We start from the raw sequence: 13,811 nt of genomic DNA, 5'->3' as shown, positions 1-13,811 counted from the left end.
AGGCCTTCTGTCGGCCTCTTCGAACGCCCGGGCGTGGTCTCTACAATGCGCAGCGTTGGGTTTAATTACACTTTTTGACATTTGCTGCGCATCGGTGATCGTGCCGGATGCTGCCGGGGACCTTCATGAAACTGCTTGGCCATTCTCTTCTCAGCCTGTGTGCTGTTCTCGCTGTCGGCGCCGTTCAGGCCGCGCCCGTGGTGCACACCACCGACTTCATCAACAACACCGAGCGTACTCAGTTCAACAGCTTCGAGAGCATCCCCAGCGGTGGAACGATGTACACCGGAAGCGGTGCTTACACGGAAGGTGGCATCACGGTGCAGCAGATCAACCCGTCCCAAATGGGCATCTGGGTGACCCACAATCCGGGTGGTCGGGACGGCAGCCGGGCCTGGTATCCCAACGGTGGTGACTTTGGCTACACCTCCCTCAGCCTGAGCAGCGGTCTGGATTTTGGTGATGTGGGCTTCGCGATCGGCAGTGGCAATTCGACGCATAACCAGGCCTACTTTGAACTGTGGGATGACGGTGCGCTGGTGCTGGCCGGTTCGGTGGCCCACATGACCGGCTTCCATTACCTCGGTTTCGAAGGTGGTGGCTTTGACACCATCCTGCTGCGCGACGGCGTTGCCGGCCGGTCCCTGCATGACGGCACCCACAACGCGCTGGCCATCGACGCCATCGAGCTGCGTGCCAGCCAACAGGTGCCGGAACCCGCCAGCATGGCCCTGGCTGCCCTTGGCCTGGCCGGCCTGGGCATCATGCGCCGCAAGACTCAGGCCTGATTGCAGGTCTGGTTGCCGGCTTGACCGGTATTGCTTCACTGGCCCGGGCGGGGATTCTCCGCCCGGGCTTTGTGTTGTTTGAAGCCTTTCTTCCTTTCACCGCCCGAACGTCGCCCGCACCACCTCCAGCAGGGCGTCGGCTACATCCGCGTCGTCCGTCAGGCTCTCCACCAGCGCCGAGCGGCAGGCCTCCACCGGGTCCAGCCCGACCTTCACCAGCTTGGCTGCATAGACCAGCAGGCGGGTGGACACCACCTCTTCCAGGTCCACGTCCTTCAGGCTGCGCAGGCGCCCGGCGATGGATACAAGCTGCCTGGCCAGCATCGGGTCGCAGCCGGCTTCACCCAGCAGGATGGACTCTTCCCGGGAGGCGGCGGGGAAGTCGAAGCGCAGGCTGATGAAGCGTTGGCGCGTGGAGGGCTTGAGGCCCTTCAGGAAGTTCTGGTAGCCCGGGTTGTAGGACATCACCAGCATGAAGCTGTCGGGGGCGTGGAGCAGTTCGCCGGTGCGCTCGATGGGCAGCACGCGGCGGTCGTCGGCCAGGGGGTGGATCACCACAGTGGTGTCCCGGCGGGCCTCGACCACTTCGTCCAGGTAGCAGATGCCTCCGGTGCGTACGGCGCGGGTCAAGGGGCCGTCGCTCCATACCGTCTGTCCGTCGCCAAGCAGGTGACGGCCGACCAGGTCGGCGGCGGTGAGGTCGTCGTGGCAGGCTACGGTGAACAGGGGAAGGCCGAGGCGGGCCGCCATGTGGGCGACGAAGCGGGTCTTGCCAACGCCGGTGGGGCCCTTGATGAGCAGTGGCAGGCGGTTCTTCCACGCCTGCTCGAAGACCTCCACTTCGTTGCCGGACGCTTCGTAGAAGGGAATGTTGGTTTCCATGGGGGCGTTCATTTGAGGGCAATCCAGTAAGCGATGGCAATCAGGGCCGAAACGAGGAGCAGCCAGCCTATCAGCAGGCCGCGCCAGAAGAATTTGACCCCGCGCAGGCCCATGAAATCGAGCACTACGAGGCGACCCTTGACGAAGCTGATGGTCAGCAGCAGAAACATGGCCAGGGGGCCGGCGATGCCCAGCTGGTCGCCGATCTCGCCGATGGCCCAGGTGGCGAGGGTGGCCAGCAGAAGCACAACCCACACGGTGTTGAGGTGACGGGTGTTCATCGCATCACGTAGACCAGCGGGAAGAGGACGATCCAGACCAGATCCACCATGTGCCAGTAGGCGGCGCCGCTTTCGATGCCATTCATGTCGGCTGGTCCGTAGGCGCCCTGGCGGGTCTTCACCCATAGGGCCACCAGGATCACCATGCCGAGGATGACGTGCATGAAGTGAAAGAAGGTGAGGGACAGGTAGAACATGTAGAAGGTATTGGTGGACAGGTTGATGCCCGCTCCGAACTTGTCGGCGTACTCGAAGCCCTTCACCACCAGGAAGCCGCCACCGCAGGCGATGCCCGCCAGCAGCCAGCGGGCGCCGGTGGCCGAGCGGCTCCGGCCGACGGCCTCCACCGCCCGTGCCACGCAGGCGCTGCCACTGATCAGCAGCACCGTGTTGAGGGCCCCTGCCTGCCGGTCGAGGGTCTGCTGCATGCTGTCGAAGAGTTCGACGTCGTGGGCCCGTGCAAAGGCGTAGGCAGCAAAGAACACCCCGAAGGCCAGCAGTTCGGCCAGGATGAAGAACCAGATCGCCAGGTCACCCGGGGGGGCGGCGGCCGGGCCATGGCCCGGGTGGGAGGGGGCAGGGGCAGCGTCCATGCCCGGAGTGTCGCCGGGGTGGCGCCGGGAGACCTTGATCTGTCCCAAGTTCCGGCCCTGTCCGCTGGCGAGGGGACGTCCCCTCAAGTTTTGCGGGTTTGCTGCGTTACTATCCCTTTAGATATATAACGACAGGCAGGCTGGGTAATGCGGATTCTGCTGGTGGATGACTCCCGGGCCGTGGCAACGGTCATCGGGGCGCGCTTGACGACCATCGGTCACGAGGTGATCTTTGCCGAGAACGGCGAAGTGGCGCTGTCCCGTTTTCGGGATGCTCAGCCGGATCTGGTGCTCATGGACATCGAGATGCCGGTGATGAACGGTTTCGAGGCAGTCCAGCGGATCCGGGCCCTGGAGGCCAACGAAGACTGGGCATGGACTCCGATCATCTTCCTGACCGCCTCCGACACCCACGAAAACCTGGTTACGGCCATTGAGGCGGGGGGAGATGATTTCATCGCCAAATCGATGCCCGAGGCCGTGCTCGAGGCCAAGATGAAGGCTATGGCGCGCATCGCGGCCCTGCGGGCCGAGTTGTCCCGCGCCAACCGTAAGCTGGAGGCGCTGGCCAGCCATGATGGCCTGACGGGCCTCTACAACCGGCGGCACATGGATCTTCGCCTGGACAATCAGTGGGCCGAGGCGATGCGCGTAGAGGCGTCGTTCGGCTTGCTGATGCTCGATGTGGACCATTTCAAGCGCTACAACGATCACTACGGTCACCAGGCCGGCGACGACTGCCTGCGAGCGATTGCCCGCATCCTCGCTGACGTGGGCGACAAGGCCAATGCGGCGGGCCTGGCCCGCGGTGCCTTTGCGGCCCGTTATGGCGGGGAGGAGTTCTCGCTGGTCCTGCCAGCGGTCACCCCCGAAGGCTATGCAAAGATCGCCGGCGCGGTGGTAACGGCGGTGCATGCCGCCACCATTCCCCACGTCCAGAATGCTGAATGGGGCGTGGTTACCCTGTCGGCCGGTGGCGTCCGTGTTACCTGTGCAGAGGGTTCCCTGGTACCCCTGTTCCGCACGGCTGATGCCAATCTCTATCAGGCCAAGCGCAATGGCCGCAATCGTGCCGAGCTGGGCTGAGTCGCGGCTTCAATACAGGTAGGGAATCAGCTTGCGCACCCGCTTGCGGTAGGCTGCATAAGTGGGAAAGCGGGCCATCAGCCAGGCTTCCTCGCGCCGTGACTTGATGTCGAAGAACACCAGCAAGAGGCCGGCCCAGGCCAGCGTCAGCCAGCCCTGCACAAACAGCGCCCAGCCAAGACCGGCAAGGATCAAACCGCAATAGATCGGGTGGCGCACCCACCCGTAGAGCCCTGTTTCCACCAGCTGGCAGTCGTTGCGGGGGTGGGGCAGGGGCGTCAGGTTGCGGCCGAGCCCGACGGCGGCGGCCACCGATATCAGCCCCCCGGCCACCAGGAGCACCAGTCCGCAGATCGTGGCCGGACCGCTGAGGGCGGCTGGCCATGGCGGTAGCGTCTCCTTGCCGGTCGGGCCGAAAAGGATCAGGCCGAGCAGCACCGCCTGCACGGCGACATAGGCCTCGCCGCGCTGGCCATGCCACCAGGGAGCGTGCTTCATGCCGGGTGGGATGGCGGTGCTTCAGCCCACCACGAAGCCGGGGATGTCGATGCGCACCGCCGGCCGGTCCAGCACCACCGCCACACAGGCAGCAAACTGCGTGGCCCACTGACTACCCTGGGCAAAGCGCTGCTCCCCACCATATTTGGCGACGTTGAGGATCACATCGAGGATGAGCACCTTGCCGACCGGGTTGCTGGGCGTGCATTCGAGCTCGTCGAACTCCTCCTGCAGCCATTCCCTGGCGGCCTCATTGGACAGCTTGGCGATGTCGGCGGCGTGGACGTTGAATTCGTATTCCCGGTCGGCCCGGAATACGACGGTGAGGTGGTGCATGCGTGTCTCCTCCTTATATTTTTTACCCTGATTCCCGCATTTTTCGGTGCCCGGCGGCCGGAATCAAGTAACCGATTGTTATCATCGGGCGCTTGTTCCAATGATGCCTCCCCATGACAGCCTCTCCCTGGCGCGCCCTCGCCAACCGCCGCATGCTCATCTGCGTGCTGACCGGCTTCTCCTCGGGCCTGCCCCTCTACCTGCTGCTCAACCTGGTGCCCGCCTGGCTGAAAACGGAGGGGCTGTCCCTGAAGGCCATCGGTGCCTTTGCGCTGATCCAGTTTCCCTACACCTGGAAGTTCGTCTGGTCGCCTTTCCTCGATCGCTATGCGCTGCCCCTGCTGGGGCGGCGGCGGGGCTGGATGGGGGCTACCCAGGTGCTGCTGCTGGGGGCCATCGCCTGGCTCGGCACCCTGTCGCCCACCTCGGAGTTGGGCATGGTCATTGGCCTGACGGCGCTGATCGCTTTCCTGTCGGCCACCCAGGACATCGTGCTGGATGCCTATCGGCGCGAGTTGCTGCCGGAGATCGAGCTGGGCATCGGCAACGCCATCCACGTGAACGCCTACAAGCTGGCCGGGCTGGTGCCGGGCTCCCTGTCCCTGGTGCTGGCAGACCATCTGCCCTGGCAGCAAGTCTTCCTGGTGACGGCCCTGTTCATGGCCCCAGGCCTGGCCATGACCCTGATGGTCAAGGAGCCGGTCACCGCTTCCGGCGCCCCGCGCACGCTGCGGGATGCGGTGGTCGAGCCCTTCCGTGAGTTCTTCGGACGTCACGGGGTACGGTCGGCTCTGGTGGTGCTGGCCTTCATCTTCCTCTACAAGCTCGGTGACTCCCTGTGCACGGCCCTGGCTACGCCCTTCTACCTGGACATGGGTTTCTCCAAGACCGAGATCGGGCTGATCGCGAAGAACGCCGGCCTGTGGCCGAGCGTGATCGGCGGCCTGCTGGGGGGGCTGTGGATGGTCAAGCTGGGCATCAACCGGGCCCTGTGGGTGTTCGGGGTGGTGCAGTGGGTGGCCATCTATGGTTTTGCCTGGCTGGCATGGCTGGGGCCCGCCGAGTCTGACGCGGCCCGCCTGGGCGTGCTGGCGGTGGTCATCGGCCTGGAGGCGCTGGGGGTCGGGCTCGGGACTACGGCCTTTGTGGCCTATATGGCCCGCACCACCCATCCGGCCTACACGGCCACACAGCTGGCGCTATTCACCAGTCTGATGGCGGTGCCGCGCACCTTCATCAACGCCTCGGCCGGCTGGCTGGTGGAGGCCATGGGCTGGTACAACTTCTTCCTGTTGTGCGGCGTACTGGCCATCCCGGGCATGCTCCTGCTGGTCAAGGTGGCACCCTGGCACGAGCGCCCGGAAGGCAGTGCCTGATCCCCCGCGCTTGACCCTTCTCCGTTCTGCATCCTGTGTCCATGACTTCTCTCGAGATCGCTGCCCGCACTCTTTCCGACACCCTCGACAGCATGCGCTTCGCGCCGCCGGTGTCCCATGTCTATAACCCGCTGACCTATGCCTGGACGCCCAATGCGGCCTATCTCCGGCGCTATGGGCAGGGGCGCAAGCGTGTGGTGTTCGTGGGCATGAATCCGGGCCCTTTCGGGATGGTCCAGACGGGGGTGCCCTTTGGTGAGATCGCCGCCGTGCGCGACTGGATGGGCATCGAGGCGGAGGTGCTGAAGCCCGGTGCCGAGAACCCCAAGCGTCCCATTGAAGGGTTTGCATGTGTCCGTTCGGAGGTCAGCGGTCGGCGTCTGTGGGGCTTGTTCGCCGAGCGCTTCGGAACGGCAGAGGCCTTCTTCGCCGAGCATTTTGTGGCCAACTACTGTCCCCTGGCCTTTTTCGAGGGTGGACGCAACCTTACCCCTGACAAGCTGCCGGCGGCCGAGCAGGGGCCCTTGCTGGCAGCCTGCGATGGACATCTTCGCCAGGTGGTCGAGATCCTGCAGCCCGAGTGGGTGGTCGGTGTGGGTGCGTGGGCAGAGCAGCGGGCCCGTCAGGCCCTGGCCGATATGCCTTTGCGTTTCGGGCGGGTCCTTCACCCCAGCCCGGCAAGCCCGGCGGCCAACCGGGGCTGGAGCGAGGCTGCGACGCGTCAGTTGGTCGAACAGGGGGTCTGGTAAGACTCCCGACTGCGGGCTACAGGCCCTGGCCCGGGCATCTTGCTATCCTTGCAAGCGTCTCCGGCAGGCCCGGGACTCAACGCACTTCCTTTGTTCCATGTCCAGACTGCGTGCCGCCTTTCATTCCCTGTTGAGCAGTGGTGCCGAGTTCAACGAGAGCGAGGACTATCTCGCCTTCCGCTTCCGGCTGCTCAACGCCGTGATGCTGACCGGGCTGGTGTTCAGTGGCCTGTTCATTCTGGTGGACTGGCTAGGGATGAACGAACTGGGGCCACGGCAGTTGCTGGCCACCAAGCTCAACTGGATCGCCACCCTTGGCCTGTTGTTCCTGCTGCGTGGCCGCAAGCAGCATTACCAGCGGGTGGCCGTGCTGGTGGTGGCAGTCAATTTTCTGACTTTTGCCTCGGCCCTGGTCTTCGTCATTAACGACGAGTTGCGGGTGGTGTGGTTCTACCTGGCGGTATTCTTCAGTTATGTGCTGATCGGGTCTCGCGCCGGCCTGGTGGTGACCGGGCTGAGCGTCACGGTGATCGTGGCGGCCAACCAGATCCTGCCGCTGCCTTTTTCCCGTAATGCCATGGCTACCCTGCTGATCAGTCTCGGTGTGGTGAGTGCCTTTTCGCATGTCTACACGCGCAGGGCTGCTTCCTATTTCGAACGCATGACGGCAACTCTTGCCACGCTGCGCGATCTGGCCAGCAAGGATCCGCTTACCGGGCTGCTCAATCCGAGGGCGTACTGCGAGATGGGGGACCGCATGTTGCGCCTTGCACGCCGCCGGGAGAGCAGCCTGTCCGTGCTCTTCATCGACCTCGACCACTTCAAGCGCATCAACGACCAGTATGGCCACGAGGTGGGCGATGCGGTCCTGATGGCGGTGGCCGGCTGCCTGGCGGCCCAGCTTCGGCAGAGCGACGTGCTCGGACGGATCGGTGGCGAGGAGTTCGTGGTATGCCTGCCCGACACCGAGGTCGAGGGGGCGGTGAGGCTCGCGGAAACCCTGCGCGCCGCCGTCGAGAGCCTCGATTTCTCGCACATCCCCGGGCAGCCTGTGCAGGTGACGGCGTCCATTGGCGTGGCGACCAGTCGGCCCTCCGACCAAGGCCTGGGTGACATCCAGATGCGTGCCGACGGGGCCATGTACAAGGCCAAGAGCGCCGGGCGCAACCGGGTGATGCGGTTTCCCGAAGTGTGATCACGGGGCCGATGCCCCATGGATCATTTCTTCCCGATGCTTCCCGTGACGGAGGCATCCACCTGCCGGGCCATTTCCAGCATGTAGTTGCGTGAATCGGTGGCGGCGTCGAGCATGGTCCGTACCACATCAACCATCATCGTCCCGCCCGCGGCGGCATAGGCCTCGGGCGTGGCCTGGCTAGTGATGGCTTGCGCCAGCGCGCCGGAGCGAGCCTTGAGCAGACCAGACAGTTCGTTCTGGTTCTCGGCGATGACCTCGTTGAAATCCACGGCGTAACCCACGGTCTGCTGAATCAGCTTGTGGGCAATCTCAGACTGGGTCTCGCAGAAGCCCGGTACGCCCTGGGTCGTCATCATGGCCTTGATGCTCGAGACGTTGCTCTCCATGATCGACTGGGTGGCCCTGAGGTTCAGGGAGATCAGGCGTTGGGCGCACACGAAGGTGCCTTCGTATAGCGTCCGCAAGGCATCGACGTTGTCCTTGCCCGATGAGTCGAGCAGTTGCTGGAGCGTGAGCATGGGTATCTCTCCTGTTCGGTGAGCCACGAGCCGGCGTGCTGTCCGGCCCGGATGGCGGCCATATCCGGCCCAGGCACGTACCTTAAACGCTCTACCCCCGGGCGTAGTTGCGTACCGTCAAGAGTCTGCATGATCGGATGTGTGGCGCAATCATCCTGTCCGGGTCAGTTTGCTGGCGCCAGCGCTGTTATGAGTATGGATTCCGCAATGCTCACCCGCCCATGTCCGCTTCTTCACCGATTGGCCCGGTCAGGCTCCGTTCGATTCCCAAGGCCATCCGTTCGAGGGCCTGGTGGCTGCTGCCCCTCGTGGTGTGGGGCGCGGTGGTGGCGACCTGCCTTGGGGGCCTTTGAGCGGGGGGCGCCGGAAACCATGGGTACTGAGACCGGGCCACGGGGCACGATGCTGCGTTACATGGCCCCCTTGCACGAGATCAAGTACAAGGCCGAAGTGGTGCGCCAGTACGACGCCATGCTGCCGCGGGTGCCTTGCCTGCCTGCCCAGGTCAACCAGGTGGTGATGAACCTGCTGGTCAATGCGGCCCAGGCCATCGAGGTGCTGGCACGCATCTTCGACCCCTTCTACACCACCAAGCCGGTCGGTAAGGGGACCCGGCTCGGGCTTTCGATCTCCTACGACATCGTCAGCAAGCACCGCGGTCGCATTGATGTACGTAGCGAGCCGGGGTGTGGCTGCACCTTCCGGGTGTCACTGCCCCGAGTGGCGCCAGCCTGAGCGTTGCAGGCACAAAAAAGCCCCTGGCGTTGCCGGCAGGGGCTGTATGGCGTATCGCTGCTCAGTAGCGGCGCGGGGCCGGCGACGGAGCGCCGCCGGGGCGCGCCGGCAGGTGACGGAAGGTGATGCGGCCCTTGGAGAGGTCGTAGGGCGACATCTCGAGGGTCACCTCGTCACCGGCGATGATGCGGATGTGGTTCTTCTTCAGCTTGCCGCCGGAGTAGGCGATGAGGGTGTGACCGTTGTCGAGGGTGACGCGGTAACGACCATCGGGCAGCACTTCGGTGACGCTGCCATGCATTTCAATCAGTTCTTCCTTGGCCATGTCGGGCTCCTTGTAGGTGGCCGGGCGGCGTCCCTTCGCGGGGCGTGTCGGCCGCGGCCCGCCACCGCCTTGGTGGGCCAGTTTGCGCCGAGGCCGCAAGGGGCGAAGGCGATCGAATGTCGGCTCTTGGTTCGGCGGGCCGGCGACGGGTGCCCGCGAACAGGATCGCAGGCGAAGATGAACGACGTTGTATTGTCTGATGCGTGGAGTTTCCTCCTGACGCACCAAAAAACAAGGCCACCGCGTTGGGTGGCCTTGTCTCTGCAATCTGGTGGGTTGTGAGTGGCTCGAACACTCGACCTACGGATTAAGAGTCCGCTGCTCTACCAACTGAGCTAACAACCCATTCTTACTGGAGCCGGTATTTTAGCCCCACCGTTTTACTGGTGGGTCGGGCGAGATTCGAACTCGCGACCAACGGATTAAAAGTCCGCTGCTCTACCGACTGAGCTACCGACCCCCCGGAAGAGACGCGCATTATAGCCCTACCAAAGATTACGTCAAGCGTTTCGTAACTGAATTTTTATCGACAGGCTGGCTCCCGCCAGAATGGCGGCCACGGTGAGGGCCGCCCCGAGAGACAGCGTGGACAGTCCGCTCAGCCCTTGGCCGATGGTGCAGCCGAGGGCGGTGACGCCGCCAAAGCCCATCAGCATGGCGCCGACGAGGTGGCGGGCGAGGTCGGGGGCGTCGCGAAAACTCTCGATGCGGAAGCTGCGGGTGGCCAGGGCCGCCAGCAGGGAACCGGCAATGACGCCCAGGGTCAGGGCAATGCCCAGAGTGACGCTGCGGCTCTTGTCGGTCCACAGCATCAACAGGTCTAGGGAGTAGGCCAGGGGGGCGACGAAGCTGAGGGATTCCATGCGCCCGCTGTTGGTGAGCAGGAAGGCGGGCTCAAGCGTTTCCGGATCTTCGGGCAGGTAGCCCAAGCGACCACTCAGATACCAGCCGGCCACGATGGTGGCGCCGATGACCAGGCTGCCGAGGAGGGGGGCGGGGCGCCACATTTCCCGGCTCGACAGGGCGAACAGGCCGAGGCCACCGGCCGCGACCGCGGCGCAGGCCAGCCAGGCGCTGCGGATGTCCAGGGCGAAGCGGGCGGCGATGAGGGTGGGGACATCCTGGTGGGTGTCGAATTGAACGACGACGGGGTCCAGCCAGGCGCTGCGCCAGCCGCCGAACAGGCCGCGCAGGGTCATGTAGGCGGACAGGCCGAGGAAGACGAAAACCACCAGTGACTTGAGGTTGCCGCTGCCGAGCCGTACCAGGGTCTTGGCACCGCAGCCGGAGGCCAGGGTCATGCCGATGCCGAACAGGGCGCCGCCGACGAGGTGGGACAGCCAGGGCAGGCGGGCGCCAGTGTAGATGGAAGCATGCACGTCGATCAGCCCGCCCATCTGCAACGCTGTAGTGCCGGCGATGGCGGCGGCGGCGGCCAAGGCCCACATGCGCAGGCGGGTCCAGTCCTCCATGATGAGGATGTCGGCAATGGCCCCCATGGTGCAGAAGTTGCTGCGCTGAGCGGCAAAGCCGAACACGCCGCCGATGGCGAAGGCCAGCCAGGTAAGGGTGGCGGGGTCGAGAGGCAGGGGCGTGCTGGCGTCCATGGCCGGGCTGCGGGTTCAGCGGTAGGGGGTCGGGTCGGCCACGCCGGCGGCGTCGAAGCCGGCCCGGCGTAGGCGGCAGGCATCGCACAGGCCGCAGGCCCGGCCGTCGTCATCGGCCTGATAGCAGGATACGGTGAGGCCGTAATCCACGCCCAGGGCCGTTCCGCGGCGGATGATGTCGGCCTTTGACAGGTCGATCAGCGGGGCGTGGATGTGCAGCTTGTGCCCTTCCACGCCGGCCTTGGTGGCCAGATTAGCCATGCTTTCGAAGGCGTTGATGAAGGCGGGGCGGCAATCCGGGTAGCCGGAGTAATCCACGGCGTTGACCCCCACGTAGATATGGTCGGCCTCCAGCACCTCGGCCCAGGCCAGGGCAATCGACAGCATGATGGTGTTGCGGGCCGGCACGTAGGTGATGGGGATGCCACCTTCCAGGCCTTCCACTGGCACGGCCAGGCTTGGGTCGGTGAGGGCCGATCCGCCGAACTGGCCCAGGTCCACGTGGGCGACCCGGTGGGCGGTGGCGCCAAGGGCCTTGGCCACGCGCTGGGCGGCGGCGAGCTCGGCGGTATGGCGCTGGCCATACTCGACCGACAGGGCATAGGCGTCGAAGCCTTCGGCGCGGGCAATTGCCAGGCAGGTGGCGGAATCAAGCCCGCCCGAGAGCAGGACGAGGGCGCGGGGGCGTGGGGTAGTCATGATCTCTCCGGGATTTCGGAAAATAGTAACGTCGACCGGCGGTCGACGGGGCACCGTAGCGGGCCGGAATCAGCGGCCGGGCTCGTTGCCCCAGATGATCTTGTGGAGCTGGACCTGCATGCGCACGGGCAGGTGGTCACGGAGAATCCAGGCGGCCAGGTCGGCGGGCCGTAGTTGTCCCTGAACCGGGGCCAGCAGCACCGGGCAGCGCTGGGTGAGGCTGTATTCTGCGATCCGGGCCTTGGCCCACTCGTAGTCGGCCTCGCTGGCCAGCACCAGCTTGAGCTCGTCGCGCAGGGTCAGAAGCGGAATATTGGCCAGCAGGTTGCGGGCTTCCTCGCCAGAGCCGGGCGCCTTGAGGTCCATGATTCGCGATACACGCGGATCGACACCGGAGATGTCGATGGCGCCGCTGGTTTCCAGGGAGACCGAGTAGCCGGTGTCGCACAGGGCGCTCAGCAGGGGTAGGCAGTTCTTCTGGGATAGCGGCTCGCCGCCGGTCACGCAGACGGTCTGGCAGTGGTGTGAGGCCACTTCGGCCAGGATGTCGTCGAGGCTGCGCGTGGTGCCGCCGGTGAAGGAATACTCGGTGTCGCACCAGCTGCAGCGCAGGGGGCAGCCGGTAAGGCGCACGAAGACCGTGGGCAGGCCGGCCCGGGACGTTTCACCCTGGAGTGAGTGGAAGATCTCGGTGATGCGGAGGGTGATGGGGCGACCGGTAGAAGGCATGGCGGGACTTGCGTTGACAGCCCCGGCCGATGGGCGCGGGGCTGGCGGGTTTGTCACTTCTTCAGGCGTTGTTTGGCAATCTGCGCGGCCGAACTGCTTGGATAGCGGGACACCAGTTTTTCCAGGCTGCGGGTGGCACCGACATTATCGTTGCGGGCCTGCTGGGTACTGGCCAGGCCGAGCAGGGCGTCCGGTGCACGGTTGTCGTCGGGCCATTGACTGGCTACCTTGCCGTAGTGCTCGGCTGCGCCGACGTTGTCCTTCTGCTGATACAGGGCGCTGGCGGCCCAGAAGTGGGCACTGGGCAGGAAGCTGCTGCTTGGGTAGGCCTTGGTGAAGGCGATGAAGCTGCCTGCTGCTTCCTTGTACTTGCCGCCGCGCAATTGGGTCAGGGCCGCTTCGTAGTCGCGGCTCTCTGCGGCGGGGTCGACCGCCGCTACTGGCGCAGCCTGGGGGGCCTCAGCGCTGGTAGCGGGGGTCTCGATCTTGCGCAGGCGGTTGTCGAGATCGACGTAGAAATCCTTCTGTCGCTTAATGGCGTTGGCCAGATCGTTACTGAGCACCTCATTCTCGCCACGCAGGCGGGCGATCTCGGCTTTCAGCAGATCAATCTGGTTGGCGAGCTCGAGCTGGGCCCGGGAGCTCGCTTCCAGCTTGTCGAGACGGACGCTCAGCTCGGCGCGCATCGCATTGATGCGTGCCCGGGCTTCCTCGTCGTCAAACAGGCCGGCCTGGGCCTGGGCGGTGCACAGCCCGGCCAGCAGGGCCGCCATCACGCGGGGCAGAAGGCGGAGAAACATCAGAACTCACCCGAATAGAGCATGTCGCCGCGACGGTTGGCGGACCAGCAGGATTCGCTGGCATCACCGCAACTGGGCTTTTCCTCGCCGAGGCTGACCGATTCGAGTTGGGATTCGGACACGCCCAGCAGGGTCAGCGCCTTCTTGACGGCGTCAGAGCGCTTCTGACCGAGGGCCAGGTTGTACTCGCGGCTGCCACGTTCGTCGGTGTTGCCCTGGATCAGCATCTTCACGGACGGGTGGCTGGTCAGGAATTTGGCGTGGGCTTCAACCAGCGAGCGGTACTCATCCTTGATCACGTAGCTGTTGTAGTCGAACAGCACGCTCCGCTTGGACAGGATGCTCTTGGGGTCCTTGAGCTCGGGGTAGGCGCTCTTGCCGTTGGCGCCGCCGGCGTCGACCGGCACGACACGGCTGCTGTCAACGCCGGAGCTGGCAGCACCGCTGGAGCGGTCTTCAACGGCCGCGCCGGTCTGGCCTTCGGTGGAGGGGGATGATGAGCAGGCGGCCAGCAGGCCGACGGCGATCAGGGACAGGGTGATGCGGGTGCACTTCATGGTGTGGGCTCCGGGAGCAAGCAAGGGGCGGGGTGGGAAGGAGTGTGGTTCTTA

Annotated in this window: 18 protein-coding genes and 2 tRNA genes; 6 read left to right on the top strand and 14 right to left on the bottom strand. The window is 65.0% G+C overall.

The window, feature by feature from the left end; all coding sequences use genetic code 11:
- Positions 1–125: 125 nt before the first annotated feature.
- Positions 126–788 (top strand): PEP-CTERM sorting domain-containing protein, encoded by a 663-nt coding sequence (locus ACIQ09_RS04680; RefSeq protein WP_398306697.1) that lies wholly within the window; start codon positions 126–128, stop codon positions 786–788.
- A gap of 96 nt (positions 789–884) precedes the next feature.
- Here the strand turns inward: ACIQ09_RS04680 and ACIQ09_RS04675 are convergent, their stop codons facing one another.
- From ACIQ09_RS04675 to ACIQ09_RS04665, 3 genes are read right to left on the bottom strand one after another with little or no spacing between them, the layout of a single operon-like run.
- Positions 885–1,682 (bottom strand): CbbQ/NirQ/NorQ/GpvN family protein, encoded by a 798-nt coding sequence (locus ACIQ09_RS04675; protein WP_398306695.1) that lies wholly within the window; start codon positions 1,680–1,682, stop codon positions 885–887.
- Positions 1,679–1,951 carry a cytochrome C oxidase subunit IV family protein gene (locus ACIQ09_RS04670; protein ID WP_398306693.1) on the bottom strand — a complete coding sequence of 91 codons (273 nt, stop codon included), beginning with the start codon at positions 1,949–1,951 and terminating at the stop codon, positions 1,679–1,681. Before ACIQ09_RS04670 ends, ACIQ09_RS04675 begins: the two co-directional genes overlap by 4 nt.
- A complete protein-coding gene (locus ACIQ09_RS04665) occupies positions 1,948–2,544 on the bottom strand; it encodes a cytochrome c oxidase subunit 3 family protein (RefSeq protein WP_398306724.1) in 597 nt (198 codons plus the stop codon). Before ACIQ09_RS04665 ends, ACIQ09_RS04670 begins: the two co-directional genes overlap by 4 nt.
- 147 nt (positions 2,545–2,691) lie before the next feature.
- On the opposite strand from ACIQ09_RS04665, the gene ACIQ09_RS04660 reads away from it, so the two are divergent.
- A complete protein-coding gene (locus ACIQ09_RS04660; protein WP_398306690.1) occupies positions 2,692–3,630 on the top strand; it encodes a diguanylate cyclase domain-containing protein in 939 nt (312 codons plus the stop codon).
- Positions 3,631–3,639: 9 nt separating this feature from the next.
- On the opposite strand, the gene ACIQ09_RS04655 is transcribed toward ACIQ09_RS04660, so the two are convergent.
- The gene (locus ACIQ09_RS04655; RefSeq protein WP_398306688.1) at positions 3,640–4,128 is read right to left on the bottom strand and encodes a methyltransferase family protein; all 489 of its coding nucleotides are present in this window, start codon (positions 4,126–4,128) and stop codon (positions 3,640–3,642) included.
- Between the two features lie 21 nt (positions 4,129–4,149).
- On the bottom strand, positions 4,150–4,464 hold the full coding sequence (locus ACIQ09_RS04650; RefSeq protein WP_398306686.1) for a hypothetical protein: 315 nt from the start codon (positions 4,462–4,464) through the stop codon (positions 4,150–4,152).
- Between the two features lie 113 nt (positions 4,465–4,577).
- On the opposite strand from ACIQ09_RS04650, the gene ACIQ09_RS04645 reads away from it, so the two are divergent.
- The 3 genes from ACIQ09_RS04645 (at position 4,578) to ACIQ09_RS04635 (ending at position 7,784) form a co-directional block, all read left to right on the top strand.
- Positions 4,578–5,840 carry an AmpG family muropeptide MFS transporter gene (locus ACIQ09_RS04645; protein WP_398306684.1) on the top strand — a complete coding sequence of 421 codons (1,263 nt, stop codon included), beginning with the start codon at positions 4,578–4,580 and terminating at the stop codon, positions 5,838–5,840.
- 41 nt (positions 5,841–5,881) lie between these two features.
- Positions 5,882–6,589, top strand: coding sequence for a uracil-DNA glycosylase family protein (locus tag ACIQ09_RS04640; protein ID WP_398306682.1), 708 nt, complete (start codon positions 5,882–5,884; stop codon positions 6,587–6,589).
- Between the two features lie 97 nt (positions 6,590–6,686).
- Positions 6,687–7,784: a GGDEF domain-containing protein gene (locus tag ACIQ09_RS04635; protein ID WP_398306680.1), complete on the top strand. Its 1,098-nt coding sequence runs from the start codon at positions 6,687–6,689 to the stop codon at positions 7,782–7,784.
- Positions 7,785–7,807: 23 nt separating this feature from the next.
- On the opposite strand, the gene ACIQ09_RS04630 is transcribed toward ACIQ09_RS04635, so the two are convergent.
- Positions 7,808–8,305 carry a phasin family protein gene (locus ACIQ09_RS04630; RefSeq protein WP_398306678.1) on the bottom strand — a complete coding sequence of 166 codons (498 nt, stop codon included), beginning with the start codon at positions 8,303–8,305 and terminating at the stop codon, positions 7,808–7,810.
- Between the two features lie 372 nt (positions 8,306–8,677).
- Between ACIQ09_RS04630 and ACIQ09_RS04625 the strand changes: the two genes are divergently transcribed.
- The gene (locus ACIQ09_RS04625) at positions 8,678–9,040 is read left to right on the top strand and encodes a sensor histidine kinase (RefSeq protein ID WP_398306676.1); all 363 of its coding nucleotides are present in this window, start codon (positions 8,678–8,680) and stop codon (positions 9,038–9,040) included.
- 61 nt (positions 9,041–9,101) lie between these two features.
- Here the strand turns inward: ACIQ09_RS04625 and infA are convergent, their stop codons facing one another.
- The 8 genes from infA to pal all read right to left on the bottom strand — a co-directional run bounded on the left by infA (position 9,102) and on the right by pal (position 13,757).
- The gene (gene infA / locus ACIQ09_RS04620) at positions 9,102–9,365 is read right to left on the bottom strand and encodes a translation initiation factor IF-1 (RefSeq protein ID WP_296409047.1); all 264 of its coding nucleotides are present in this window, start codon (positions 9,363–9,365) and stop codon (positions 9,102–9,104) included.
- A 269-nt stretch (positions 9,366–9,634) separates the two neighbouring features.
- A tRNA-Lys gene (locus tag ACIQ09_RS04615) sits at positions 9,635–9,710 on the bottom strand.
- A gap of 39 nt (positions 9,711–9,749) precedes the next feature.
- Positions 9,750–9,825: transfer RNA gene (locus ACIQ09_RS04610), tRNA-Lys, on the bottom strand.
- Between the two features lie 40 nt (positions 9,826–9,865).
- Entirely contained in the window at positions 9,866–10,972 is a 1,107-nt protein-coding gene (locus ACIQ09_RS04605; RefSeq protein WP_398306673.1) for a YeeE/YedE family protein, read from the bottom strand.
- Positions 10,973–10,987: 15 nt separating this feature from the next.
- On the bottom strand, positions 10,988–11,671 hold the full coding sequence (gene queC, locus ACIQ09_RS04600) for a 7-cyano-7-deazaguanine synthase QueC (protein ID WP_398306671.1): 684 nt from the start codon (positions 11,669–11,671) through the stop codon (positions 10,988–10,990).
- A gap of 69 nt (positions 11,672–11,740) precedes the next feature.
- Positions 11,741–12,400 carry a 7-carboxy-7-deazaguanine synthase QueE gene (queE, locus tag ACIQ09_RS04595; protein ID WP_398306669.1) on the bottom strand — a complete coding sequence of 220 codons (660 nt, stop codon included), beginning with the start codon at positions 12,398–12,400 and terminating at the stop codon, positions 11,741–11,743.
- A 53-nt stretch (positions 12,401–12,453) separates the two neighbouring features.
- The gene (gene ybgF, locus ACIQ09_RS04590) at positions 12,454–13,200 is read right to left on the bottom strand and encodes a tol-pal system protein YbgF (RefSeq protein WP_398306667.1); all 747 of its coding nucleotides are present in this window, start codon (positions 13,198–13,200) and stop codon (positions 12,454–12,456) included.
- The gene (gene pal, locus ACIQ09_RS04585) at positions 13,200–13,757 is read right to left on the bottom strand and encodes a peptidoglycan-associated lipoprotein Pal (RefSeq protein ID WP_398306665.1); all 558 of its coding nucleotides are present in this window, start codon (positions 13,755–13,757) and stop codon (positions 13,200–13,202) included. Before pal ends, ybgF begins: the two co-directional genes overlap by 1 nt.
- Between the last annotated feature and the right edge of the window lie 54 nt (positions 13,758–13,811).

The sequence above is a fragment of the Zoogloea sp. genome (genome assembly GCF_044344315.1).
Taxonomy (GTDB): Bacteria; Pseudomonadota; Gammaproteobacteria; order Burkholderiales; family Rhodocyclaceae; genus Zoogloea.
The sequence above is the reverse complement of the archived record's forward strand: the minus strand, read 5'-3'. Positions and strand labels throughout refer to the sequence as shown.